The sequence below is a fragment of the Kitasatospora sp. NPDC096077 genome, assembly GCF_040303245.1.
Taxonomy (GTDB): domain Bacteria; phylum Actinomycetota; class Actinomycetes; order Streptomycetales; family Streptomycetaceae; genus Kitasatospora.
In genome coordinates, this window is record NZ_JBEOSV010000086.1 from 1 (window position 1) to 21,513 (window position 21,513).

Here is a 21,513-nt window from a genome sequence, read left to right on the forward strand (position 1 = left end):
CCGCCGTTGGCAGTCTGAAAATCACCCGTCACGCCCCTCTCCGCACCCACCCCCTCCACCGCCCCCTCCCGCAGCGCGTCCCTCTCGCCTGGGAGGGGGAGGGGGGAGGTGGGTGGGGGGTGCTGGGGGTGGGTGGGTGCGGGTTGGGGCGCGCGCCCGGTTTTTTGGGTGTGGGGGTGGGGTCAGGCGGTGTGGGCGGCTTGGAGCCAGTTGGTGAACTCGCAGGCGAAGTGCCACTGGTGGCCGGTGGGGAGGAGGTCGGGGGCGGCTTCGGGGAACTGGACGGTGAGGCGGATGTGGAGGCCGTTCGGGGTGTCGGCGAACTCGTGCATGACGCGGAGGACCTCGGTGCCGTCGGCGAGGGTGCCGGTGCCGCCGATGCGGGTCGGGAAGGTGGTGGCGTCGGGGGTGGTGATGGGGACGTCGTCGTGGAAGTGGAGGAAGAAGTGGGTGGGGGTGGTGCCGATGGTCTCGATGATCTCGACCCGGTCGCCGGTGGAGTCGGCGAGGTAGTGCTCGGGGTTGGCGGCGAGGAGGGCGGGGCGGTCGCCGGCCTGGAGGCGGCCCTGCCACCAGGTGAGGAAGCGGGTGGCGTCGATGCCGGTGGCGGTGAGTTCGGTGACGGCGGTGCGCCAGCGGCCGGCGGAGGCGTGGGCCCAGGCGGTGAGGGCGGTGTCGGCGGCGGTGGTGTCGGGGGTGAGGAGTTCGCGCATCCGGTCGTCGCCGAGGCGCTGCTTGAGGAGGTGGAGGGCGGCGCGGGCGCGGTCGAGTTCCCAGGTGAGGACGGCTTCGCGGGGCTGGGGGGTGCCGTCGAGGGTGGTGTGGACGGTGAGGGCGGTGGTGGTCACGGTGGCGCTCCTCGGAGGTTATACGGAGAAGTTTTCTCCGTTTCCTTGACGCTAGCATAGGGGGAGAGAGTTTCTCCGGTTAGGGAGTGGTGGATGAGGGCCGACGCGGAGCGGAGCCGGCGCAGGATCCTGGATGCCGCGTGCGAGGTGTTCCTGGAGCGGGGGCCGGACGCGCCGCTGGACGCGGTGGTCCGGCGGGCGGGGGTCGGGCCGGCGACGTTGTACCGGCGCTTCCCCGACCGGGAGGCGCTGGTCCGGGCCCTGGTGACCGATCTGCTGGCCCGGCTCGCGGAGGCCGCCGAGGAGGCGCGGGCGGCGGAGCCGGATCCGTACGAGGCGCTGCGCCGGTTCGTGCACGCCGCCGCCGATTTGCGGATGGGCGCGGCGATCGTGGTGCTGCTGGAACGCCTGGTGGTGGACGAGGAGTTGGCGGCCGTTCGGCGGGGGACGGTCGTCGCGGTGGAGGGGCTGCTGGGGGCGGCCCGGGAGGCCGGGCGGGTGCGGGCGGACGTGGGGATGGGGGATCTGGTGCTGTTGTGTGTGCGGGTCTCGCGTCCGTTGCCGGGGGCGTTGGCGGCGCTGGACGCGGACGGGGGGCTGGTGCACCGGCACCTGGACGTGGTGTTGGCCGGGCTGGCGGGGTCGGACGGTCCGTTGGGGGTGCCGCTGGGGTTCGACGAGGTGATCGCGGCCGCCGGGCGGCCGGGCGAACCGGGGGTGGGAGAGTGACCGGCATGGACGATCAGGTGGTGCGGGAGTGGCGGGCGGCCGAATCGGCGCCGGACGTGGTGCTGCTGGACGGCTTCCATCCGCTGAAGCACGCGTTGCGGTTCGGGGGTGAGGTGCGGCGGGTGCTGACGGCGGACCGGGCCGCACTGTCGGCGCTGGCGCGGGAGTTGGCGCCGGACGTGGCGGTGGCGTTGGACGCGCTGGCGGTCGAGCTGCCGGAGGCACGGCTGCGCTCCCTGGCGCCCCGGCTGCACCCGACCGGGGTGATCGCGCTGGCGGTGCGGCCGTCGGTGGCGGCCAATCGGGCGGTGTTGGCCGAGCGGCCGCGCCGGGCGCCGGTGGTGGTGCTGGAGAACCCGCGCAATCTGGGGAACGTCGGGGCGGTGATCCGGCTGGCGGCCGGGTTCGGGGCGACCGGGGTGGTGACCACGGGAGAGCTGGACCCCTGGCACCCGACGGTGCTGCGCGGGAGTGCGGGGCTGCACTTCGCGACCGCGGTGGAGCGGGTGGCGCTGCCGGAGCTGCCCGCGGGGCCGCTGTACGTGCTGGATCCGGAGGGGACGGACATCCGGGACCTGCCGTTCCCGGACGACGCGCTGCTGGCCTTCGGCACCGAGCGGCACGGGGTGTCGGCGGAGCTCAAGGAGCGGGCCGACCGGCTGGTCGCGGTGCCGATGCAGCCGGGGGTGTCCAGCTTCAACCTGGCGACCAGCGTGGCGATGGGGCTGTTCCACTGGATGTCGGGGCGGCGCTGAGGCGCGGCACCGGGGTGGTGCCGCGCCTCGGGGTGGGTCAGGAGAAGAGCCGGCGCCAGGTGTCCGGGCCCGGGTAGCCGTCGGCCTCGGCGCCGCGCCAGCCCTGGGCGAGCTGGAAGGCCTGGACGGCCCTGCGGTCGCTCTCCGTCCAGCGCGGGCCGGGGCCGACACCGTACGAGCCGCCGAAGCCCTTGCGGACCAGCTGTTCGCCGAGTTGGCGGACGTAGTCGTTGTTCTGGCCGGGGGCGAAGTACTGGGTGCCGGGGAAGGCGGTGGTGGGCGGCGGGGGAGGCAGCGGGGTTCCGCCGCCGCCGTCGATGTTGCGGCCCTTGCCGTTGACCAGGAAGTCCCAGGTGTCCTTGCCCGGGAGGCCGTCGGCCTCGGCGCCGCGCCAGCCCTGGGCGAGCTGGAAGGCCTGGGTGGCCTTGCGGTCGGCCTCGCCCCAGCGCGGGCCGGGGCCCTCGGTGTAGAAGCGGGCGCCGCCGCGCTGGACCAGCAGCTGGCCGAGCCTGGTGACGTACGCGTTGTTCTGGCCGGGGCCGAAGTACTGGGCGCCGGGGAAGGCGTTCGCGGAGGGCCCGCCGCCGTCGTTGCTGGGGCCGGACAGGCCGGTGTAGCGGTACGGGACGTAGCCGCCGGAGTTGTTCCAGTACGCGTACGGGGTGGAGCGCTTCTTGGTGCCGGGGGAGGTCTGCTCGTAGGCGACGTACTTGGTGCGGGAGGAGTCCGTCCAGCCGCCGAAGATGGTCACGTGCGAACCGGCCTGGGGGTTGGCCGGGTTGTTGTAGATCAGCACGTCGCCGGGCTGGAGGTCGTCCCGGCCGATCCGGTCGGCGAAGTTGGGCAGGGTCCAGGTGGTCTGGCTGCTGCCCAGGCCCCAGGCCATCGAGACGAAGCCGGAGCAGTCCTGGCGGTAGCCGTCCGACCAGTAGCGGCCCATGCTGTACGGCACGCCCTGGTCGACCCAGCCCTGGGCGCGCTGGATGATCTGGGCCCGGGTGACGGGCTGGGCGGCGAGGCGCGGGGCGGCGAAGGAGCGGGCGCCCGGGGCCTGCCCGAAGAGGCCGCTGACCTCGCCCTGCGGGGTCTGCGGGGGCTGGGCGGTGCTGCTCCCGCCCGGGGTGGGGGCGGGCGCGGCGGTGGCGGTGCCGGCGGCGGCCGTGCCGCCGCCTATCGCGGTGCCCACGGCGGCCATCAGTACGGCGGCCCGGCGGCGGACGGAGCGGGCTGCGGCGTGTCCGCCCTCGTGGACCGGGGCGGCGTGCAGCCGGGCGCGGCGGCGGGCGTTGCAGCCCCCGCATATGCAGTCCTCCTCCGGTTCGACCTCGTCGAACTCCATCAGCGGGGACAGGGGGTCGGTAAGGGTCATGCTCCGCCTCTTTCCTGCGGTTTTTCCTGGTCGGCGCCTGACGGCGGGACAGGAGTTGCCTTCCCGGACGCTCCGCGTGTTATCGGGACCAAAGTCCCAAAGCGGGCGGGGTGCGGCGCGGCGGATTGCGCCGGACGGGTGAGGACCCTCCCCAGGGCCGCCGGACATGGCGTCGGATCGGCCGGGCGGGGAGGGCGGGTACGGACGCTGAGGGCCGGTCAGCGTGGATTGGCGGGCGAGTACTCGGGATCGGTCCAGGTCAGCGGGGTGGCGTCGGCGAGCTGACGGACGCCGGTGACGGTCAGTTCGACCATCCGCTCGGCGCCGGGGGCGGACTGCCGGGCCTGCTCGGACCAGTCGGTGCGGGCCTCGCCGGTGACCAGCAGCGCCCCGCCGGTCTCCCAGTCGGGCAGCAGCAGTCCGGCCCGCGGGTCCAGCTCCAGGTTCCCGAGCGTCATGAACATCGCGTTGCCCCGGTACTCGGGCCAGCGCAGCCGGTCCGGCGCGACCGCCTCCAGGAAGCCGGGGAAGCCGCCGCGGTGCGAGGCGTCCACCCGGCCGTCCGGGCCGACGGTGGCGATGAAGAAGGTGTCGGCGGTGGCCGCGGTCAGCTGCTGGGCCAGGGTGAGCACCGGTCCGGCGCCGACGGAGCGGGGCTCGGCGGCGCCCGGGCGGTCCAGCGGGGTGCGGCGCTGGATGTACTTCGGGCAGTTGGACACCACCTCCTCGGCGTGCACCGTCAGCCCGCCCCGGCCGTCCGGGGTCGAGCGGCCGTTGAGCCGCATCCGGCGGCGGCCGGCCGGGTCCAGGGCGATGGTGCCGACCGGGGCGGGGCGGGCCAGGGCCTCGGCCAGCGGGTCCGCCGCGGCGGGGTGGGCGGCGACCGTCATGGTCCGCTCGTCCGCCCGGAGGAAGCCGGCCGGGCCGGACAGCTGGGTGGCCCAGAGCCGCCCGTCCCGGTCGGCGGCGCCGATCACCAGCATCCGCCGCTCGGTCAGGAAGCGGGCGGCGACCGCCGGGACGGTGTCGCGGATCGACCGGCCGGCGTGGTCGGCCCGGTCGGTCGCGCCGGCGTGGGCCTGGGCGGTCCGTTCGCCGGGGTGGTAGGGCGTGCCGGTGCTGGTCATGGGGCGTGTCCTAGAAGAAGCCGCAGGTGGGGGCATCGGCGTGGGGGGCCGTGGCGGTCCCGTCCAGGCCGGTGCGGGTGTAGACCTCCAGCCGGATGCCGTCCGGGTCGCTGAAGAAGACGCCGCCGGAGGCGGAGCCCTCGTGGTGCGGGACGACGCCGTCGTGGGCGAACTCGGCGCCCAGGTCGCGCAGCCGGTGCTCGGTGGCGCGGACCTCGTCGAGGTCCTCCACCTCGAAGGAGAGGTGGTGCAGGCCGGGCGTGGCGGTGGCGAAGGTGCCCCGGCTCTGCTGCCAGAGGGTGACCACCAGGCGGCCGTCGCGGCCGAGCAGGGCGTAGCGGCGCTCGGGGTCGGTGCCCTGGTGGGTGACCTGGAGGCCGAACACGGCGCGGTAGAAGTCGATCGAGCGGTCGAGGTCGGTGACGTTCAGACCCACGTGGCCGGTCTGCAGGGTGCGGGGCGGGGTGCTGCTGGACATGGCTGGTCGCTCCCGGGGTCGGGTCGGCCGGGCTGCTGCCTAACCGGTACTAGCGAGATTATTGGTTAGGTGATGGAGCGTCAACCGGTATTGGTTTGTGAAGGGGTTAGGTCGCGGGCGTGCGAGAGCCCCGCCGGCACGGGGGCCGACGGGGCTCGGGTGGGGCTTGAGGGGGCTCGGGTGGAGGCTAGGCCCACTCCCAGCGGATGCCGATGTGGCCCGGCTGCTGGTCCGGGGCCAGGACGTGGGCGCTCGCCGAGGCGCCGATCCACAGCTGCTCGCGGCGGTGGTCGACGTCGGCGCCCGGCTCGCGGTCGTAGCGCTCGCAGTGCACCGGGACGGCCGCCGGGTCGAAGTGCACCTGGAGCACGTACTCGCGCACCGTGGTGGCGAAGCGGCGGCTGTACTCCATGGTCGGGCCGCCCGGCGGGATCTCCACCTCGTACTCGAAGACCGTGCTGTCGCCGAGCCCGAGCGGGCGGTCCAGCATCAGCTCGCCGACGGTCAGCCCGGCCTCCGGGCGGCGGCGGACCCGGCCCAGCCGGCCGTGCCGCACCGAGGTGATCTCCGGGCAGCCGGTGGCCTCCTCGTCGGCCTTGTGGACGACCAGGCAGCGGCCGACGCCGCCGACCGTGGCGCGCACCACCTGGCGCATCCGGAGCAGGTTGCCGCGCCGCTCGGCGTCCACGTAGTAGGAGTCGTGGATGCTGAGCCGCTCCAGCTCGCCGGCCGGCGGGGCGTCCAGTTCGGCGAAGATCGCGGCGATCTCCTGCTCGCCCGGCCAGACGTCCTCCAGTCCGAGGTGGAGGGTGTTGGCGGCGGCGGCCCAGCGGCCGCGCGGGCGGGGCGGGCCGAGCAGCGAGGAGAGCGCGCTGTGCGGCAGGCCGAGCAGTTCCTCCAGCAGGTGGACGGCGCGCAGTGAGCTGGCCCGTTCGGGCTGGCTGCGGCCGCGGCGCCAGTAACTCAGCGTCGTGACACTGACCCTGACGCCCCGTTGGGCCAGGGCGGCCCGGATCCGGTCCAGACTGAGGCCGCTGGCCTCGATCGCCAGGTGCAGGGCGTCCGCGAAGCCGCCGGCCGACGCGGGGCGTCCGGTGGACGGCGCGGGGGCCGGCGGGGTGCCCTGGGCGGGCGGGGGTGCCGGGACGGGTGGATCGGGGCGCTCCGTACGCGATCCGACCAGCCGCAGCCGCGCGGCGTCCTGAGGCTGCTGTGCGGCCATGCGGTGACCCTCCCCACCAGGTGAGTTCGGTGGCACCGGGCCGATGCCGGGGTGCGCCGCCAGCGGCTTCACCGAGCTTTGGGGAACCCTATGCACGGTCGAGAGGCTACGTCATCCGTCGCGGGTATGACAGTGGTCACGGCAGGTGGAGCGGATGGTTATCGATCTTGAAACAGTTCGGAAACACGACCGGAACCCGGCCCGGGGGAGGGCGGGGAAACGGGCGGAAACGGACACCGCCGGGGCGGGCCGTCTCGGCGCCGCCCCGGCGGGGGTCGGGTGGTGCTACCGGCCGGTGATCAGCCGACGTTCAGGGCGACGTCGTCGATCACGAAGCTGGTCTGGCCGTTGCCGTCCTCGGTGCCGGTGAAGGTGAGGTTCACGGTCTGGCCGGCGTAGCCGGACAGGTCCACGGTGCGCTGGACGTAGCCGTCGGCGGCGTCCGCGTTGGACCAGGTGCCCACGGTGGTGGAGCCGGCCTGGAGGGTCAGGGTGTCGGTCGGGGTGGGGTCGGTCTTGGCGGTGTCGACGTGCAGCCAGAAGGTCAGCACCGCGGACTTGCAGCCGGCCGGCACGGTGACCGTCTGGGACAGGGTGTCGGTGTGGGCGGAGCCGTAACCGTCAAGCCAGGCCTTCCAGTTGCCCGAGTGGGCCGGCTCGCCGGTGCCGTTGTCCAGCACGCTGCCGGAGGCCGTCCACGGGGCCGGGGTGCCGGTCTCGAAGCCGCCGTTGCCGATCAGCTGGGCGGCGGTGCAGCCGCCGGTGGGCGGCGGGGTGGTGCCGCCGCCGCCGAGCAGGGCGGTGGTCAGGGCGTCGGCGACCGGGCTGCCCCAGCCGGTGACCTGGTCGTAGCCCTGGCCGGCCGAGTAGTCCTGGTTGGCGCCGGTGGTCACGTCGTGGAAGGTGCTGCCGTACTGGCCGCTGTTGGCGACCGCGTACAGCTTGGGGTTGGCCTCGCCCAGGACGGGCTGGCCGGCGGTCTTGGCCTTCTGGTTGAACTGGGCGGCGTAGCCGGCCCACAGCGGGGCGGCCGCGCTGGTGCCGCCGTAGACGTTCCAGGCGCCGCCGGTGTAGATCGCGAAGCCGCTCTTCGGGTCGGCGTTGGAGGAGACGTCCGGGACGGTGCGCATGGTGCCGGCGACGCCGGTGCCGGTCTGCCAGCTCGGCTTGGCGAACACGGTGGAGACACCGCCGCCGGCGGTGCTCCAGGCGCTCTCCGAGGAGTAGCCGTTGGAGCCGGTGACCTGGAGGTTGGTGCCGCCGACGCCGGTCTGGTGCGGGCTGGAGGCCGGGAAGTCGACGGAGGTGACGCTCGCGCCGCTGGCGGAGCGGGTGCAGTCCTTCGAGCCGTCGTCGCCGGAGGCGGAGAAGACCGAGATGCCCTGGGCGGCGGCCTGCTTGAAGGCGTTGTCGACGGCGGTCATCGAGGAGGCGGTGGTGTCCGGCTCGCAGGTGCCCCAGGAGATCGAGATGACCGAGACCTTGTTGTCGGCCACGATCTTGTTCGCCATGTCGATCTCGCCCTGGTCGCTGTTGGGCGCCTCGTAGAGCAGCTGGGTGGCCTTGGGGGCCGCGCCGCGGACGATCTCGCTGTCCAGCTCGACCTCGCCCTCGCCCTGGCCGGGCGCGGAGTCGTAGTTCGCGCCGTCCACGGAGACGGTGGAGACGGCCGGGCCGGCCAGGCCGTACTGCCCGTCGTAGGTGGTCAGGTCCGAGGACTTGTAGCCGTCGAACTCCCAGAGGGCGACCGTGGTGCCGGTGCCGTCGGCGCCGGTCTTGTCCAGGTTGTAGGCGCCGCGGTACTGGGCCGGGGCCATGCCGCTCGGGGTCGAGGTGGCGGCGTTCGGGGTCACCGACTGCGGGGCGATCCGGCCCTTGCGCACCGCGTGGTTGTCCAGGCCGCTCACGCCCTGGACCACGGAGGCCAGTTCGGCCGGGATCGAGGCGGCGGCGTCGTTGGCGAAGAAGGTGCGCTGCTGCCCGGGGTCGAGGTAGGCGCTCTCGTGGGTGCCGAAGGCCTGCGAGATCTGCGCGGCGGTGCCGCGGGCGTTGACCACCTGGCGGTTGGCGCTGGTGTCGCCGACGGTCAGGCCCTGGGCGGTCAGGTAGTCCCGGACCTGGTCGACGGCCTGCTGGGTGGGCGCGAACCGGGCGCTGAACTGCTCCGGCGTCAGGTACTGGCCGAACTCCGGTGCGCCGGGCGTGGTGACCGCGCTGAGGAAGTGGTCCAGCTCCTCGGAGTTGCGCAGCTTGAGGCTGACGGCGACCGAGATCTGCTGCTCGGCCGGGACGTCGCCCTTCTTCTCGGAGTGGGCGACCGCGGGGTTCACGGTGTTCGGCAGGGCGACTCGCGGGGCGACGTGGGGGGTGGCGGCCTGCGCGGTGGAGACGCCGAGGGAGACGGCGGTGAGCGGCAGGACGGCTATCGCCGCGGCGAGGGCGAGGGAACGGGGACGCAACGGATCCTCCTCCGTCCGGCTGTGGGGAGCCGGCAAGGGGCAAGGCGCTCCGAGGGGTTCGAGAACGCTGGCTAGAACATGTCAGAGCGGATCGGCGCGGTGGATCATGGTCTAGCAATTCGTTGCTAAAAAACAGTCAACTGTGGAGGGTCGGAAAACCGGGGATTCCATACAGTGAATGGGCGGAATTGCGCCGCCGGTCCATACCAATCGGCGCCACCGCGACGGCCGTAGAATCGGAGCGGGCCGAGGGGAGTGCGATGACTGACGTGCAGCCGGATCCGAGGGACCGCCGACCGCTGATCGGCGAACCGCTGGCGATCGACCTGCTCAACACCCGCTGGGCCGGAACGCCCGTCAACGACGCGCTCACCGACGTGGAGCAGTACGGGATCTGGCTCTCCAGCAACGGACTCAGCGGGCGCTGCACGGCCGACGAGGCCGGGCTGACGGCCATCCGGCGGACCCGCGAGGCGATCGAGCTGGCGGCCCGGGACGCCCGGGAGCAGGGCGGGTTGGGCCCGGACGCGCGGGCCGGCCTGGACGGGCTGCTGGCGCACGGACGGATCCGGCGGACGGCCGGGCCGGGCGGGGCGGAGGACCGGGTCGAGGCGGACCGGCCGGAGTGGCTGGCGCCCTGGCTGGTGGCGGACGGGTTCCTCACGCTGCTCGGGCAGGGCCCGCACCGGGTGAAACAGTGCGCACACGAGGCGTGCATTCTGCATTTCTTCGACGCCTCGCAGAACGGGCGCCGGCGGTGGTGCCGGATGGCGGTCTGCGGGAACCGGGCGAAGGCGGCCCGGCACTATGTGAAGGCGCGGGGCTGAGCGGCGCGGGGCTGAGCGGTGCGGCCGACCGGGGGCCGGCGGGCGCGCGGGCGTCGGCCCGCGCGCCCGTGCGTCCGGTCAGTCCTCGGCGGGGGCGCCCAGCCAGCTGGTGAGGGCCTCGCGGAGCTCGCCCTCGCCGGGGTCGACGGCGGCCCAGGCGACGTAGCCGTCCGGGCGGATCAGCAGGACGGTGTCGGCCAGCTTGCCGTGCGGGTCGGCGGGGGCGGCGGTGACCAGGCGGTCCGCCCAGGGCTCGACGGCGGTCAGCTCGTCATTGCTGACCAGGACGAACGTCCCGGCGCGGAGCGCCTCGTAGAGCCGCTCGGGGCCGGTCGGCGCACCCTCGGCGGGCTTGCTGAGGGCGGTCAGCCGGAGGTCCGGGACGCGCTTGCCGACCTGCGGGTGGGCGCCCTTGGGGGCCGGGTAGGCGATCTCGATGCCGGAGACCGTCCGGGCGCCGCGCTCGGTGAGCAGGTCGAGGTGGCCGCCGATCGCGGTGAGCGCCCCGCGCAGGGCACGGGTGGGGGCGGACTCGGCGAGGGCGAGCCGGATCAGCGCGCCGGAGGTGCGCAGCACCGCCTTGCCGACCGGGTGCCGCTCGGTCTGGTAGGTGTCCAGCAGCGCGTCGGTGGCCCGGCCGCGCAGGGCGGCGGCGAGCTTCCAGGAGAGGTTGGCCGCGTCCTGGAGGCCGGTGTTCATGCCCTGGCCGCCGGCCGGGGAGTGGCAGTGGGCGGCGTCGCCGGCCAGGAAGGCCCGGCCGGAGCGGTAGTTGGGGGCCTGCCGCTCGTCGCTGTGGAAGGTGGAGCTCCACCGCACGTCGTGCAGCCCGAAGTCCTCGCCCTGGGTGGCCTGGACGATCGCGGAGAGCTGCTCGGGGGTGGGGGTGGAGCCGTCCGGGTGCTGCTCGTTGCGGTCCCAGGCGATGACCCGGTACCAGCCGTCGCCGAACGGGGCGATGAAGGAGAAACCGGTCTTGTTGGCGCCCACGGCGATCGCGTCGGCGGGCTCCCGCTCCAGCCGGACGTCGGCCAGGATCACGGAGTCCACCACGGACTCGCCGGGGAAGGGGATGCCGAGCAGCTCGCGGACGGCCGAGCGGACGCCGTCGGTGCCGACCGCGTAGCGGGCCCGGTGGCTGTGCCCGTCGCGGGTCTCCAGGGTGACGCCCTCCCCGTCCTGGCGCAGGCCGGTGACCTCGGCGCCGCGCAGGACGGTGACGCCGGCCCGCTCGGCGCGCTCCTGGAGCACCCGTTCGACGTTGTACTGCGGGGTGATCAGGACGAACGGGAAGCGGCTGGGCAGCGAGCTGAGGTCGATGCCGACCTTGTTCAGCATCCGCAGCCCGCTGAGCGGGCGGCCGGTGGCGATCAGTTCGTCGGCGAGGCCCCGGGCGTCCAGCAGTTCCAGGGTGCGGGCGTGCACGGCGAAGGCCCGGGTGAGGTTGGACTCGGCGGAGCGCTTCTCCAGGACGGTGACGCCGACCCCGGCGGCGGCGAGGTCGCCGGCCAGCAGCAGTCCGGTCGGTCCGGCACCGACGATGATGACGTCGGTCTCGGTCGTCGGCTTCACGGCCATGTATCAGCTCCCGTTGTTCGGAGGGCGGTTGGACGCCGTTCCCGGCGCTCTCCCAGCCTCCATCATCGCGGGTGCCTGCGGAGCCGTGAACCGCCGGTCCCCCGGTGGCGGCTGCCGACCGGGGGACGCGGGTTCGTCCGGGGGTGCCGCGGCTCAGCCGTGGCGGCGGATCTCGACCGTGCGGAACCGGTTGGCGACGAAGGCGCCGTCGCAGTAGGCCGCGTTGGCGGCCGGGTTGGCGCCGGTGCCGTGCAGGTCGGAGAAGGCGGCGGTCTGGTTGGGGTAGACGCCGCCGGTGAGGTTGAGCGAGAGCGAGACGCCGGAGTCCAGCGCGGCCTCCACCAGCAGGGCCTCCACCTCGGGCGAGGTGGTGTAGCCGGAGGCCGTCATGGCGCCCTTCTCGCGGACCGTGGTGCGCAGCAACTCCACGGCGGCCGCGGTGGATTCGACGGCGACCGCGAAGGAGACCGGGCCGAAGCACTCGGTGCGGAAGACCGCGCGGTCGTCCGGCTTGTCGGCGTCCAGCTTGACCAGGGCCGGGGTGCGGAGGGTCGCGCCGGGGAAGTCCGGCGAGACCACCGCGCGCGGGGCGAGGGCGAGTTCGCCGTATTCGCCGCCGGCCGCGGCGGCCGAGCGCTGCAGCACGCCCGGGTTGACCACGGCGCCGAGGACGGCGGCGGCGCGGGCGTCGTCGGAGAGCAGGCCCTCGATGGCGGCGGCGAGGTCGGAGACCACCTGGTCGAAGGACTTGTCGCCCTGGTCGGTGCCGATGCCGCCGCGCGGGATCAGGACGTTCTGCGGGGTGGTGCACATCTGGCCGCTGTAGAGCGAGAGCGCGAAGGCCAGGTTGCCCAGCATGCCCTTGTAGTCGTCGGTGGAGTCGATCACGACCGCGTTCACGCCGGCCTTCTCGGTGTACACCTGGGCCTGCTTGGCGTGCTCCTCCAGCCAGTCGCCGAAGGCGGTGGAGCCGGTGTAGTCGATCATCTTGATCTCGGGCCGCACGGCGAGGGTCGCGGCGACCGTGCCGCCCTCGTGCTCGGCGGCCAGACAGACCAGGTTGGGGTCGAAGCCGGCCTCGGCGAGCACCTCGCGGGCGATGGCGACGGTCAGCGCCAGCGGCAGCACGGCCCGCGGGTGCGGCTTGACCAGCACCGGGTTGCCGGTGGCCAGCGAGGCGAACAGGCCGGGGTAGCCGTTCCAGGTGGGGAAGGTGTTGCAGCCGATCAGCAGCGCGAGGCCGCGCGGGACGACGGTGAACTGCTTGGTCATCACCAGCGGGTCGCGCTTGCCCTGCGGCTTGGTCCAGCCGGCCTGCTCGGGCAGCCGGGTCTGCTCGGCGTAGGCGTAGGCGACCGCCTCCAGGCCGCGGTCCTGGGCGTGCGGGCCGCCGGCCTGGAAGGCCATGCCGTAGGCCTGGCCGGTGGTGTGCATGACGGCCTGGGCGAACTCGTGCGAGCGGGCGTTGATCCGGTGCAGGATCTCCAGGCAGACGGCGGCGCGGGTCAGCGGGGAGGCGGCGGCCCACCCGGGCCGGGCGGCGGTCAGCGCGGCGATCAGCGCGTCCGGGCCGGCGTGCGGGTAGCCGATGCCCAGCTCGATGCCGTACGGGGAGGCCTCGCCGCCGACCTGGTCGCCGTCGGTGGGGTGGCCGTCGAGGGCGAAGGGCCGGCCGAGCAGGGCGTCGAAGGCGGCCTTGCCGTCCGCCGGGCCGCTCTCGCCGTAGGCCTTCGGGAACTCGGGGTAGGCGGACCAGTAGTCGCGCTTCGCGGCGGCGGCGAGCGCGGCGTCCAGGGTGGCCTGGTGGCGCTCGACCAGCTCGCCGACGAGGGGGTGGGTGACCGCTGCGGACATCTGTGCGCTCCTCAGGAGGGAGGACGGGACACGTCACAGGGTAACCGAACGATCGGTCGGCTCAAGAGGGTGCAGGGAACGGATTTCCGGCGGGAACGCGCCGGGGGCGCGTCCTGGTCGGACGCGCCCCCGGTGGTTCGTACTTCGTACGGAGTGTGGTTACGGAACGCCGAGCTCGAAGATCACGTACCCGGCGTACCAGCCCGAGGCGATCGCGCCGCTGCCCAGCACGGTCGCCAGCACCGGCCAGCTGAGCTTGCGCATCCCCACCGCGAGCGCGATGAACAGCGGGAACGCCGGCAGCAGGTAGCGCGAGACGTTGCCGAAGATGCCCAGGCTGCCGAGCACCGAGACGATGGTGGCCAGCGTGTAGGCGGTCAGCACCAGCGGCGGGCGCAGCCGGATCAGCAGCACGATCAGCACCGGCAGGCTGAACACGATCAGGGTGGCCAGCAGGTCCGGCACCGGGAAGGCGAACGGGTAGTCGCTGCGGCCCAGCAGCACGCCGCGGATCGCCTGCCAGGTGCCCTGGCCCCCGTCGAAGTAGTGCAGCCAGGCGTCGTGCTGGATCCGGAAGTAGCCGCCCCACTCGCCGGTCCGCCAGCCCACCCAGGCCACGTAGCCGAGCAGGCCGACCGGGGCCAGCACCATCGCGGTCAGCGGGCGCAGCACCCCGCTCTCCCGCCGGAACAGCTCCACCAGCGCGGCCAGGCCGACGGCGCCTATCAGCGCCGCCGCGGTCGGCCGGTTGAGCCCGGCGACCAGGGTGATCGCCCCGGCCGTGACCCACTGCTTGGTCATCGTGAAGTAGCAGGCCCAGGCGGCCAGCGCGACGAACAGCGAGTCCGAGTAGACCGCCCACTCGGCGCCCGAGCCCGGGGCGATCGCCCAGATCCCGGCCGCGATCACGCCCGCCTTGGCGCTGCCGGACAGCTTCTCCACCACGGCGAAGATCCCGGCGGCGGCGAACAGCGAGGCCACCACCGAGACCAGCATCCCGGCGCCGTAGGTGCCGAGGCCGGTGAGGTCCGAGGTCAGCCGGATCAGGCCGGGGTAGAGCGGGAAGAAGGCGGCCGAGTTCTGCTCGATGGTGAAGCCGGGCTGGCCGCCGGGGATCGGGACCAGCGCCGGGTGGTAGCCGAACTGGGCGACCTGCTGGTACCACCAGCCGTCCCAGCTGGCCAGCACGTCCCAGGGGTTGGCGCCGCCGCCGAACCGGGCCGGCTTCTTGGCGTAGTCGCCGCCGAAGGAGAGCAGCTTCATGAAGACGGTGAAGCCGATCAGCTTGAGCACCGCGTAGCACCACACGGCCGGTCCGTAGCGGAGCACCAGGGCCTGGGCACGGTCCTGCCAGCGGCTGGGGACGTCCTCCGGCTCCTCGCTGTGCTGTTCGGGCACGTCGGAGGAGACTGCCGGTATTGCGTTCATCAGCTGTGGACCCCAGCCTGCTGGACGTGGACGATCGTCCGCCGAGTCTAGGGCGTGTCTGGCAATTCCCGCCGGGCGCGCGGCGTCGGGGCACGCACCTCGCCGCGTTGTCGTCGGTCGCCAATGCTCCGCAGTGACTCCCTCCTCCGCCTTGCGATGCACGCACCCCGACGCCGCGCGCTGATCCGACGCGAATTGCCAGACACGCCCAGGGCCTGGGCTTTGCCGCAGGCATGGACCGACCGGACCCGACCGGACCCGATCGCGTACGGCGCGGGGCGGCCGGGGATACTCGGAGGATGGCCGATCACACCACGCGCACCGCCTACACCGTCGAGTCACTGCTCGCCGTGACCGTCGACGTGTTCAACGAGCGCGGATACGACGGCACGTCGATGGAGGACCTGTCCCGGGCGGCCGGGATCTCCAAGTCCTCGATCTACCACCATGTCCGCGGCAAGGAGGAGTTGCTGCGGCTGGCCGTCGGACGGGCGCTGGACGGGCTGTTCGGGATCCTGGCCGAGCCGGCGGCGGTGGCCGGCCCGGCGGTGGAGCGGCTGGAGCACGTGGTGCGGCGGACCGCGGAGGTGCTGCTGGCGGAGCTGCCGTACGTGACGCTGCTGCTGCGGGTGCGCGGCAACACGGCCACCGAGCTGTGGGCGCTGGAGCGGCGGCGGGACTTCGACCACCAGGTGGCGGAGCTGGTGCGGGCGGCCGTCGCGGACGGCGCGCTGCGCGGGGACGTGGAACCGCGGCTGGCGACCCGGCTGCTGTTCGGGATGATCAACTCGATCGTGGAGTGGTACCGGCCGGGGCTGAAGGGCGCAGACGGGGTCGCGGACGCGGTGGTGCACCTGGCCTTCGACGGGCTGCGGGCGCGCTGATCGGCTGACCCGGGGGCGCCGTCAGTCCGGGGGGACCTGGTCGGTCTCTTCGAACACCAGCATGGTTCGTGTGCCGAGCACCTGTGGGATGGACTGGATGCGGTTGAGCACGAGCTCCCGCAGGGCGTGGTTGTCGGCGGTGTGCACCAGCAGCAGGACGTCGAAGTCCCCGCCGACCAGGGCGATGTGGGCGACCCCGGGCAGCTCCAGCAGCTGCTCGCGCACGGTCCGCCAGGAGTTCTGCACGATCTTCAGGGTGATGTACGCGGACGCGCCCTGACCTGCCCGTTCGTGGTCCACCCGGGCCGTGAAACCGCGGATGACGCCGTCCTCGACCATCCTGGAGATCCGGGCGTAGGCGTTGGCCCGGGACACGTGCACCCGCTCGGCCACCGAGCGGATCGAGGCGCGACCGTCCTGCTGCAGCAGCCGCAGGATCGACCGGTCGACCCGGTCGAGTCTGGACATCTGTTCAGCCGACATGACCCCCCACCCTCGCCGATTGGACACACTGCCACCAGTCGACCGCCGCTCGGGCCGAATGTCCACCACCTTGTCACGCTTCTGGTCAAGATGAACAGACGACCGAACAATCGGTAGGGAGCCCCCGCCACCCCTGGAGGTGCCCCGAGATGACCGTTCTCGACCACAGACACCACACCGGAGTGCCCGGCTGGATGCCCGGGGCCACCGCCCCGCGCACCGATCCGGCCCCGCTCCTCCCGGACGCCTCCCCCGTCCGGGTGCTCGGCACCCCGGCGCTGGAGAAGTACGATCCGGCGCTGCTGCGCGAGCTCTACCGGCGACTCGTCGTCGGCCGCCGCTACAACCAGCAGGCGACCACCCTGACCAAGCAGGGCCGCCTCGCCGTCTACCCGGCCTCCACCGGGCAGGAGGCCTGCCAGGTCGCCGCCGCGCTGGTGCTCGGCGAGCAGGACTGGCTGTTCCCCAGCTACCGGGACACCCTCGCCGTGGTCTCCCGCGGCGTCGACCCGCTGGAGGCGCTCACCCTGCTGCGCGGCAACGCCCATACCGGTTACGACCCCCGCGCCAGCCGGACCGCGCCGCTCTGCACCCCGCTCGCCACCCAGGCCCCGCACGCCGTCGGACTGGCGCACGCCGCCCGGCTGCGCGGCGAGCCGGTGGTCGCGCTGGCCGTGCTCGGCGACGGCGGCACCAGCGAGGGCGACTTCCACGAGGCGCTGAACTTCGCCGCCGTGCTGCGGGCGCCGGTCGTCTTCCTGGTGCAGAACAACGGCTACGCGATCTCCGTTCCGCTCAGCTCCCAGTCCGCCGCGCCCAGCCTGGCCCACAAGGCGGTCGGCTACGGCATGCCGGGCCGGCTGGTGGACGGCAACGACGCGCCCGCCGTGCACTCGGTGCTCGCCGAGGCCGTCGCGCGCGCCCGGGCCGGCGAGGGCCCGACCCTGGTCGAGGCGCTGACCTACCGGATCGAGGCCCACACCAACGCCGACGACGCCACCCGCTACCGCACCGAACCCGAGGTGGAGGCCTGGCGGGAGCACGACCCGATCCTGCTGATGGACCGCGCGCTGCGCGGACTCGGCATCCTGGACGACGGGCTGGTGCAGGACGCGGCGGACGAGGCGGAGGCGCTGGCGGCCCGGATGCGGGCCGAGTTCCACGCCGACCCGGAGCTCGACCCGATGGCGCTGTTCGCCCACGTCTACGCCGAGCCGACCCCGCAACTGCGGGAGCAGGCAGCCCAGTTGTCCGCCGAGCTGGCCGCCGAGGCCGAGGTGCAGCACTGATGTCGACCGCTACCCCGGTACGTACTTCGAGCATGGCGCAGGCGCTCAACTCGGCGCTGCGGGACGCCCTGCGGGAGGACCCGACCGTCCACGTGCTCGGTGAGGACGTCGGCGCGCTCGGCGGCGTCTTCCGGATCACCGACGGGCTCACCGCCGAGTTCGGCCCCGACCGCTGCCTGGACACCCCGCTGGCCGAGGCCGGCATCCTCGGCACCGCGATCGGCATGGCGATGTACGGGCTGCGCCCGGTGGTCGAGATGCAGTTCGACGCCTTCGCCTACCCGGCGCTGGAGCAGCTCTTCTCGCACGTCGCCAAGATGCGCAACCGCACGGCGGGCCGGCTGCCGCTGCCGATCACCGTGCGCATCCCGTACGGCGGCGGCATCGGCGGGGTCGAGCACCACAGCGACGCCTCCGAGGCGTACTACGCGAGCACCCCCGGCCTGCACGTGGTCACCCCCGGGACGGTCGCCGACGCCTACGGGCTGCTGCGCGCCTCGATCGCCTCCGACGACCCGGTGGTCTTCCTGGAGCCCAAGCGGCTCTACTGGGGCAAGGCCGAGTTCGATCCGACCGCGCCGGTCGAGCCGATCGGTCGGGCCGCGCTGCGGCGGACCGGGACCTCCGCCGTCCTGATCACCTACGGACCCTCGCTGCCGGTCTGCCTGGAGGCGGCCGAGGCGGCGAAGGCCGAGGGATGGGACCTCGCGGTACTGGACCTGCGCACCCTGGTGCCCTTCGACGACGAGACGGTCACCCGGGTGGTGCGCTCGATCGGGCGGGCCGTGGTGGTGCACGAGGCGACCGGCTTCGGCGGCACCGGCGCGGAGATCGCCGCCCGGGTCACCGAGCGCTGCTTCCACCACCTGGCCGCGCCGGTGCTGCGGGTCACCGGCTTCGACATCCCGTACCCGCCGCCGATGCTGGAGCACCACCACCTGCCCGGGGTGGACCGGATCCTGGACGCGGTCGCCCGGCTGCAGTGGGAGGACTGAGGATGATGCCCGTCGTACGGGAGTTCCGGCTGCCCGACCTCGGTGAGGGACTCACCGGGGCGGAGGTGGTGCGCTGGATGGTCGAGGTCGGCGAGGTGATCGCGGTCGACCAGCCGGTGGTGGAGGTGGAGACGGCGAAGGCCGTGGTGGAGGTGCCCTGTCCGTACGGCGGGGTGGTCACCGCGCGGTACGGGGCGGAGGGGGAGGAGATCGCGGTCGGCGCGCCGTTGGTGACGGTCGCGGTGGCCTCGGGGGGCGGTGCGGAGGCCGCCGGTGACGCGCCGGCCGAGCTGTCCGGGCTGTCCGCCGAGGTGGAGCGGCCGTTGGTCGGGTACGGGGTCGTCGAGTCCAAGGGCGGGCGGCGGCGCCGGGTCGGGGCGGCGGGCGTGGGGGCCGCACCGGTGGCTCCCGTGGCTGTTGCGGTTGTTGCGGCTCCGGTGACTGCCGTTCCGATGGCTGCTGCCGTTCCGGTCGTGGTGCCGGTGATCTCGCCGCTGGTGCGGCGGCTGGCCCGGGAACAGGGGGTCGACCTGGCCGGGCTGGTCGGCAGCGGGCCGGACGGGCTGATCATGCGGGCGGACGTGGAGCGGGCGGTCGCGGCCAAGGTGGCCGCTCCGGCGGTCGCGGCCGCCGTGGTCGCCGCCGCCGCTCCGGCGGTCGAGGGCGTCCCGCTGCGCGGACTGCGCAAGGCGGTGGCCGAGAAGCTCAGCCGCAGCCACCGGGAGATTCCCGCCGCGACCTGCTGGGTGGACGTGGATGCCACCGAACTGATGCTGCTGCGGAGGCAGTTGAACGCGACCCCCGGTCCGAAGGTGAGCGTGCTGGCACTGCTCGCCCGGATCTGCACGGTCGCGCTGGCGCGCTTCCCCGAGCTCAACTCCAGTGTCACCGGCGACGGTTCGGGCATCGTCCGGCACCCGGCGGTGCACCTGGGCTTCGCCGCCCAGGGCGAACGCGGACTGGTCGTCCCGGTGGTCCGGGACGCGCAGGCCCGCAGCACCGAGCAACTCGGCGAGGAGCTGCGCCGGTTGACCGAGTCCGCGCGCAGCGGCTCGCTCACTCCGGCCGAACTGACCGGCGGCACCTTCACGTTGAACAACTACGGGGTGTTCGGCGTGGACGGCTCCACCCCGATCCTCAACCACCCCGAGGCGGCGATGCTCGGGGTCGGCCGGATCGTGGCCAAACCCTGGGTGCACGGCGGTGAGTTGGCGGTTCGCGAGGTGACGCAGCTGTCGTTCACCTTCGACCACCGGGTCTGCGACGGCGGGACGGCCGGCGGCTTCCTGCGGTTCGTGGCGGACTGCGTCGAGCAGCCGGGGATGCTGCTGCGGCAGCTCTGAGCGGGCCGGAACGAGGCCGCTGTGAGCAGGGCGGGGTCGCCCTGGGTGTGCTGCTCGGCACTCAGGGCGACACCGATCGAGTGAGAGTAGCGCGTTCCCGGGCCGGGCGTCCGGGCTTCGCGTGATTTGTCGGATGAGTATTCCGGGCGTGCCACGCTGCCTAGGCGTCAGCAGAGACAAGCCAGGTGGTGGCGCAGGCCGGCCGGAGGCGAAACGATTCTCTTGGGTACTCGAAACGTAGCGGTGAAGTCCCGCAGAACACTTCTGATCCGCACCGGGCACGGCTCGGCGGGGGCGGCCGCCGTCCCGGGGCTGCCGGAGACGCCGGAGGTGCCGGTGGTGGAGGCCCCGGTGGCGGGCGTGCCCGTTCTGGAGCCCGCTCCCGTCCTGGAGTCGGCTCCCGTTCCGGAGCCGGTGCGGCCGGTGATCCCGGAGCCGCCCGCCCACCCGCCGGCCGTTCCCGCGCCCAGCCATCCGGAGACGCCCTCGACCACCGGCACCGCCCCCGCCTTCCGGCCCCTGTTCACCGATGCCCCCAGCCTCAACTGGTCAGGCCCCGGCGACAGTTGGACCGAAGCGTGGGCCGCCCAGCAGACGCCGGCCGGTGGACGGCTCCCGTCCCCTCCGCAGCTGCCGGCCGCGCCGCCCGCCGTCGGCCCGGGCGGCGCCGTCGACGAACTCCCGCTCACCGCAAGGGACATCGAGCTGATCCGGGCCAGCCTCGCGGTCGTCGAGCCGGTCGCGGACCGGGCCACCGCGCACTTCTACGCCCTGCTCTTCCTCCAGCACCCCGAGGTCCGCTCGCTCTTCCCGGCCGCCATGGACGTCCAGCGCGACCGGCTGTTCCGCGCCCTGCTGTCCGCCGCCCGCGGTGCCGAGGACCCGGCCGCGCTGCGCACCCGGCTGAGCGCGCTCGGCCGCGGCCACCGCCGCTACGGCACCCTGACCGGCCACTACGCCCCGGTGGGGGAGTGCCTGGTGCAGGCGCTGGCCCGCTACGCGGGCGGCCGGTGGGACGCCGACACCGAACTGGCCTGGCGCCGCGCCTACCGGCTGATCTCCACCCTGATGATCGAGGCCGCCGAGGAGGCCGCCCGCACCTCTCCGCCGTGGTGGCAGGGCGAGGTGGTGCGGCACGAGCGCCGTACCCGGGACGTCGCGGTGCTCACCGTCCGCCCGGACCAGGCCTACCCGTTCCGGGCCGGCCAGTACTGCAGCCTGGAGACCCCCTGGTGGCCGCGGGTCTGGCGGCACTACTCCTTCGCCTCCGCGCCCCGCCCGGACGGGCTGCTGACCTTCCACGTCAAGGCCGTCCAGGCGGGCTGGGTGAGCAACGCGCTGGTGCACCGGGCCGCCCCCGGGGACGTGCTGCGGCTGGGGGCGGCGGACGGGGCGATGACCGTCGACCACACCGCCGGTGCCGACCTGCTCTGCCTCGGCGGCGGCACCGGCATCGCGCCGATCCGCGCGCTGGTCGAGGAGGCGGCCGAGTACGGCGCCGTCGGCGGCCGTAGCGTCGAGGTGTTCTACGGGGCCCGCAGCGCGGCCGAGTTGTACGAGCTGGACGCGCTGCGCGACCTGGCCGGACGGCTGCCCTGGCTGACCGTACGGCCGGTGCTGTCCGGCACCGGCCCGGCCGAGGGCGCGCTGACCGGTGAACTCCCCGAGGTGGTGGGCCGGTTCGGGCCGTGGCCGGGGCGGGAGGCGGTGCTCAGCGGTCCGCCCGCGATGGTCCGGCGCGGGGTCGCGGCGCTGCTCGCTGCGGGCCTGCCGGCCGAGCGGATCCGGCACGACCTGGTCGGCGAACTCGCCGCGGGTTGAGGACACTTGATCGGCGCGGGCCGGGGG

General features: G+C 73.8%; 18 protein-coding genes. 8 read left to right on the forward strand and 10 right to left on the reverse strand.

Annotated features, from left to right (window positions below; genetic code table 11):
* Positions 1 to 182: 182 nt before the first annotated feature.
* Positions 183 to 848, reverse strand: a complete 666-nt coding sequence (locus tag ABTZ03_RS39400; RefSeq protein WP_350518040.1) for a hypothetical protein — start codon at positions 846 to 848, stop codon at positions 183 to 185.
* Positions 849 to 941: 93 nt separating this feature from the next.
* On the opposite strand from ABTZ03_RS39400, the gene ABTZ03_RS39405 reads away from it, so the two are divergent.
* Positions 942 to 1,577 carry a TetR/AcrR family transcriptional regulator gene (locus ABTZ03_RS39405; protein WP_350518041.1) on the forward strand — a complete coding sequence of 212 codons (636 nt, stop codon included), beginning with the start codon at positions 942 to 944 and terminating at the stop codon, positions 1,575 to 1,577.
* Positions 1,578 to 1,582: 5 nt separating this feature from the next.
* Positions 1,583 to 2,332: a TrmH family RNA methyltransferase gene (locus ABTZ03_RS39410; RefSeq protein ID WP_350518042.1), complete on the forward strand. Its 750-nt coding sequence runs from the start codon at positions 1,583 to 1,585 to the stop codon at positions 2,330 to 2,332.
* Positions 2,333 to 2,369: 37 nt separating this feature from the next.
* On the opposite strand, the gene ABTZ03_RS39415 is transcribed toward ABTZ03_RS39410, so the two are convergent.
* The 5 genes from ABTZ03_RS39415 to ABTZ03_RS39435 form a co-directional block, all read right to left on the reverse strand.
* The gene (locus tag ABTZ03_RS39415; RefSeq protein WP_350518043.1) at positions 2,370 to 3,701 is read right to left on the reverse strand and encodes a peptidoglycan-binding protein; all 1,332 of its coding nucleotides are present in this window, start codon (positions 3,699 to 3,701) and stop codon (positions 2,370 to 2,372) included.
* A gap of 218 nt (positions 3,702 to 3,919) precedes the next feature.
* Complete coding sequence (locus tag ABTZ03_RS39420; protein WP_350518044.1) at positions 3,920 to 4,828, reverse strand: pyridoxamine 5'-phosphate oxidase family protein; 909 nt, start codon at positions 4,826 to 4,828, stop codon at positions 3,920 to 3,922.
* A gap of 10 nt (positions 4,829 to 4,838) precedes the next feature.
* On the reverse strand, positions 4,839 to 5,306 hold the full coding sequence (locus ABTZ03_RS39425; protein WP_350518045.1) for a VOC family protein: 468 nt from the start codon (positions 5,304 to 5,306) through the stop codon (positions 4,839 to 4,841).
* 187 nt (positions 5,307 to 5,493) lie between these two features.
* Positions 5,494 to 6,528: an XRE family transcriptional regulator gene (locus tag ABTZ03_RS39430; RefSeq protein WP_350518046.1), complete on the reverse strand. Its 1,035-nt coding sequence runs from the start codon at positions 6,526 to 6,528 to the stop codon at positions 5,494 to 5,496.
* 299 nt (positions 6,529 to 6,827) lie between these two features.
* Complete coding sequence (locus tag ABTZ03_RS39435; RefSeq protein WP_350518047.1) at positions 6,828 to 8,987, reverse strand: protease pro-enzyme activation domain-containing protein; 2,160 nt, start codon at positions 8,985 to 8,987, stop codon at positions 6,828 to 6,830.
* Positions 8,988 to 9,247: 260 nt separating this feature from the next.
* On the opposite strand from ABTZ03_RS39435, the gene ABTZ03_RS39440 reads away from it, so the two are divergent.
* Positions 9,248 to 9,814 carry a CGNR zinc finger domain-containing protein gene (locus ABTZ03_RS39440; protein ID WP_350518048.1) on the forward strand — a complete coding sequence of 189 codons (567 nt, stop codon included), beginning with the start codon at positions 9,248 to 9,250 and terminating at the stop codon, positions 9,812 to 9,814.
* Positions 9,815 to 9,892: 78 nt separating this feature from the next.
* Here the strand turns inward: ABTZ03_RS39440 and ABTZ03_RS39445 are convergent, their stop codons facing one another.
* From ABTZ03_RS39445 to ABTZ03_RS39455, 3 genes are all read right to left on the reverse strand, one after another.
* Entirely contained in the window at positions 9,893 to 11,389 is a 1,497-nt protein-coding gene (locus tag ABTZ03_RS39445) for an FAD-dependent monooxygenase (RefSeq protein WP_350518049.1), read from the reverse strand.
* Between the two features lie 153 nt (positions 11,390 to 11,542).
* Positions 11,543 to 13,243, reverse strand: a complete 1,701-nt coding sequence (gene paaN / locus ABTZ03_RS39450; protein WP_350518050.1) for a phenylacetic acid degradation protein PaaN — start codon at positions 13,241 to 13,243, stop codon at positions 11,543 to 11,545.
* Between the two features lie 159 nt (positions 13,244 to 13,402).
* Positions 13,403 to 14,671: a putative hexosyltransferase gene (locus ABTZ03_RS39455; protein ID WP_350518051.1), complete on the reverse strand. Its 1,269-nt coding sequence runs from the start codon at positions 14,669 to 14,671 to the stop codon at positions 13,403 to 13,405.
* A 299-nt stretch (positions 14,672 to 14,970) separates the two neighbouring features.
* Here ABTZ03_RS39455 and ABTZ03_RS39460 point away from each other — a divergent pair, with 299 nt between their 5' ends.
* On the forward strand, positions 14,971 to 15,555 hold the full coding sequence (locus ABTZ03_RS39460; protein WP_350518052.1) for a TetR/AcrR family transcriptional regulator: 585 nt from the start codon (positions 14,971 to 14,973) through the stop codon (positions 15,553 to 15,555).
* A gap of 21 nt (positions 15,556 to 15,576) precedes the next feature.
* On the opposite strand, the gene ABTZ03_RS39465 is transcribed toward ABTZ03_RS39460, so the two are convergent.
* Positions 15,577 to 16,038 (reverse strand): Lrp/AsnC family transcriptional regulator, encoded by a 462-nt coding sequence (locus ABTZ03_RS39465; protein WP_045697013.1) that lies wholly within the window; start codon positions 16,036 to 16,038, stop codon positions 15,577 to 15,579.
* Positions 16,039 to 16,187: 149 nt separating this feature from the next.
* On the opposite strand from ABTZ03_RS39465, the gene pdhA reads away from it, so the two are divergent.
* From pdhA to ABTZ03_RS39485, 4 genes are all read left to right on the forward strand, one after another.
* A complete protein-coding gene (gene pdhA / locus ABTZ03_RS39470; RefSeq protein ID WP_502894745.1) occupies positions 16,188 to 17,327 on the forward strand; it encodes a pyruvate dehydrogenase (acetyl-transferring) E1 component subunit alpha in 1,140 nt (379 codons plus the stop codon).
* Positions 17,327 to 18,322 carry an alpha-ketoacid dehydrogenase subunit beta gene (locus ABTZ03_RS39475; RefSeq protein ID WP_350518053.1) on the forward strand — a complete coding sequence of 332 codons (996 nt, stop codon included), beginning with the start codon at positions 17,327 to 17,329 and terminating at the stop codon, positions 18,320 to 18,322. Before pdhA ends, ABTZ03_RS39475 begins: the two co-directional genes overlap by 1 nt.
* 5 nt (positions 18,323 to 18,327) lie before the next feature.
* Positions 18,328 to 19,665 carry a dihydrolipoamide acetyltransferase family protein gene (locus ABTZ03_RS39480; RefSeq protein WP_350518067.1) on the forward strand — a complete coding sequence of 446 codons (1,338 nt, stop codon included), beginning with the start codon at positions 18,328 to 18,330 and terminating at the stop codon, positions 19,663 to 19,665.
* Positions 19,666 to 19,908: 243 nt separating this feature from the next.
* The gene (locus ABTZ03_RS39485; RefSeq protein WP_350518054.1) at positions 19,909 to 21,486 is read left to right on the forward strand and encodes a globin domain-containing protein; all 1,578 of its coding nucleotides are present in this window, start codon (positions 19,909 to 19,911) and stop codon (positions 21,484 to 21,486) included.
* Positions 21,487 to 21,513: the final 27 nt, after the last annotated feature.

What these genes read in the sequence shown, in the direction of transcription:
- ABTZ03_RS39405 (WP_350518041.1), top strand. Translation starts at nt 942, where the DNA reads ATGAGGGCCGACGCGGAGCGGAGCCGGCGCAGGATCCTGGATGCCGCG.
- ABTZ03_RS39455 (WP_350518051.1), bottom strand. Translation starts at nt 14,671, where the DNA reads ATGAACGCAATACCGGCAGTCTCCTCCGACGTGCCCGAACAGCACAGC.
- ABTZ03_RS39460 (WP_350518052.1), top strand. Translation starts at nt 14,971, where the DNA reads ATGGCCGATCACACCACGCGCACCGCCTACACCGTCGAGTCACTGCTC.
- pdhA (WP_502894745.1), top strand. Translation starts at nt 16,188, where the DNA reads ATGACCGTTCTCGACCACAGACACCACACCGGAGTGCCCGGCTGGATG.
- ABTZ03_RS39445 (WP_350518049.1), bottom strand. Translation starts at nt 11,389, where the DNA reads ATGGCCGTGAAGCCGACGACCGAGACCGACGTCATCATCGTCGGTGCC.
- ABTZ03_RS39430 (WP_350518046.1), bottom strand. Translation starts at nt 6,528, where the DNA reads ATGGCCGCACAGCAGCCTCAGGACGCCGCGCGGCTGCGGCTGGTCGGA.
- ABTZ03_RS39465 (WP_045697013.1), bottom strand. Translation starts at nt 16,038, where the DNA reads ATGTCGGCTGAACAGATGTCCAGACTCGACCGGGTCGACCGGTCGATC.
- ABTZ03_RS39425 (WP_350518045.1), bottom strand. Translation starts at nt 5,306, where the DNA reads ATGTCCAGCAGCACCCCGCCCCGCACCCTGCAGACCGGCCACGTGGGT.
- ABTZ03_RS39475 (WP_350518053.1), top strand. Translation starts at nt 17,327, where the DNA reads ATGTCGACCGCTACCCCGGTACGTACTTCGAGCATGGCGCAGGCGCTC.
- ABTZ03_RS39440 (WP_350518048.1), top strand. Translation starts at nt 9,248, where the DNA reads ATGACTGACGTGCAGCCGGATCCGAGGGACCGCCGACCGCTGATCGGC.
- ABTZ03_RS39420 (WP_350518044.1), bottom strand. Translation starts at nt 4,828, where the DNA reads ATGACCAGCACCGGCACGCCCTACCACCCCGGCGAACGGACCGCCCAG.
- paaN (WP_350518050.1), bottom strand. Translation starts at nt 13,243, where the DNA reads ATGTCCGCAGCGGTCACCCACCCCCTCGTCGGCGAGCTGGTCGAGCGC.
- ABTZ03_RS39480 (WP_350518067.1), top strand. Translation starts at nt 18,328, where the DNA reads ATGCCCGTCGTACGGGAGTTCCGGCTGCCCGACCTCGGTGAGGGACTC.
- ABTZ03_RS39415 (WP_350518043.1), bottom strand. Translation starts at nt 3,701, where the DNA reads ATGACCCTTACCGACCCCCTGTCCCCGCTGATGGAGTTCGACGAGGTC.
- ABTZ03_RS39410 (WP_350518042.1), top strand. Translation starts at nt 1,583, where the DNA reads ATGGACGATCAGGTGGTGCGGGAGTGGCGGGCGGCCGAATCGGCGCCG.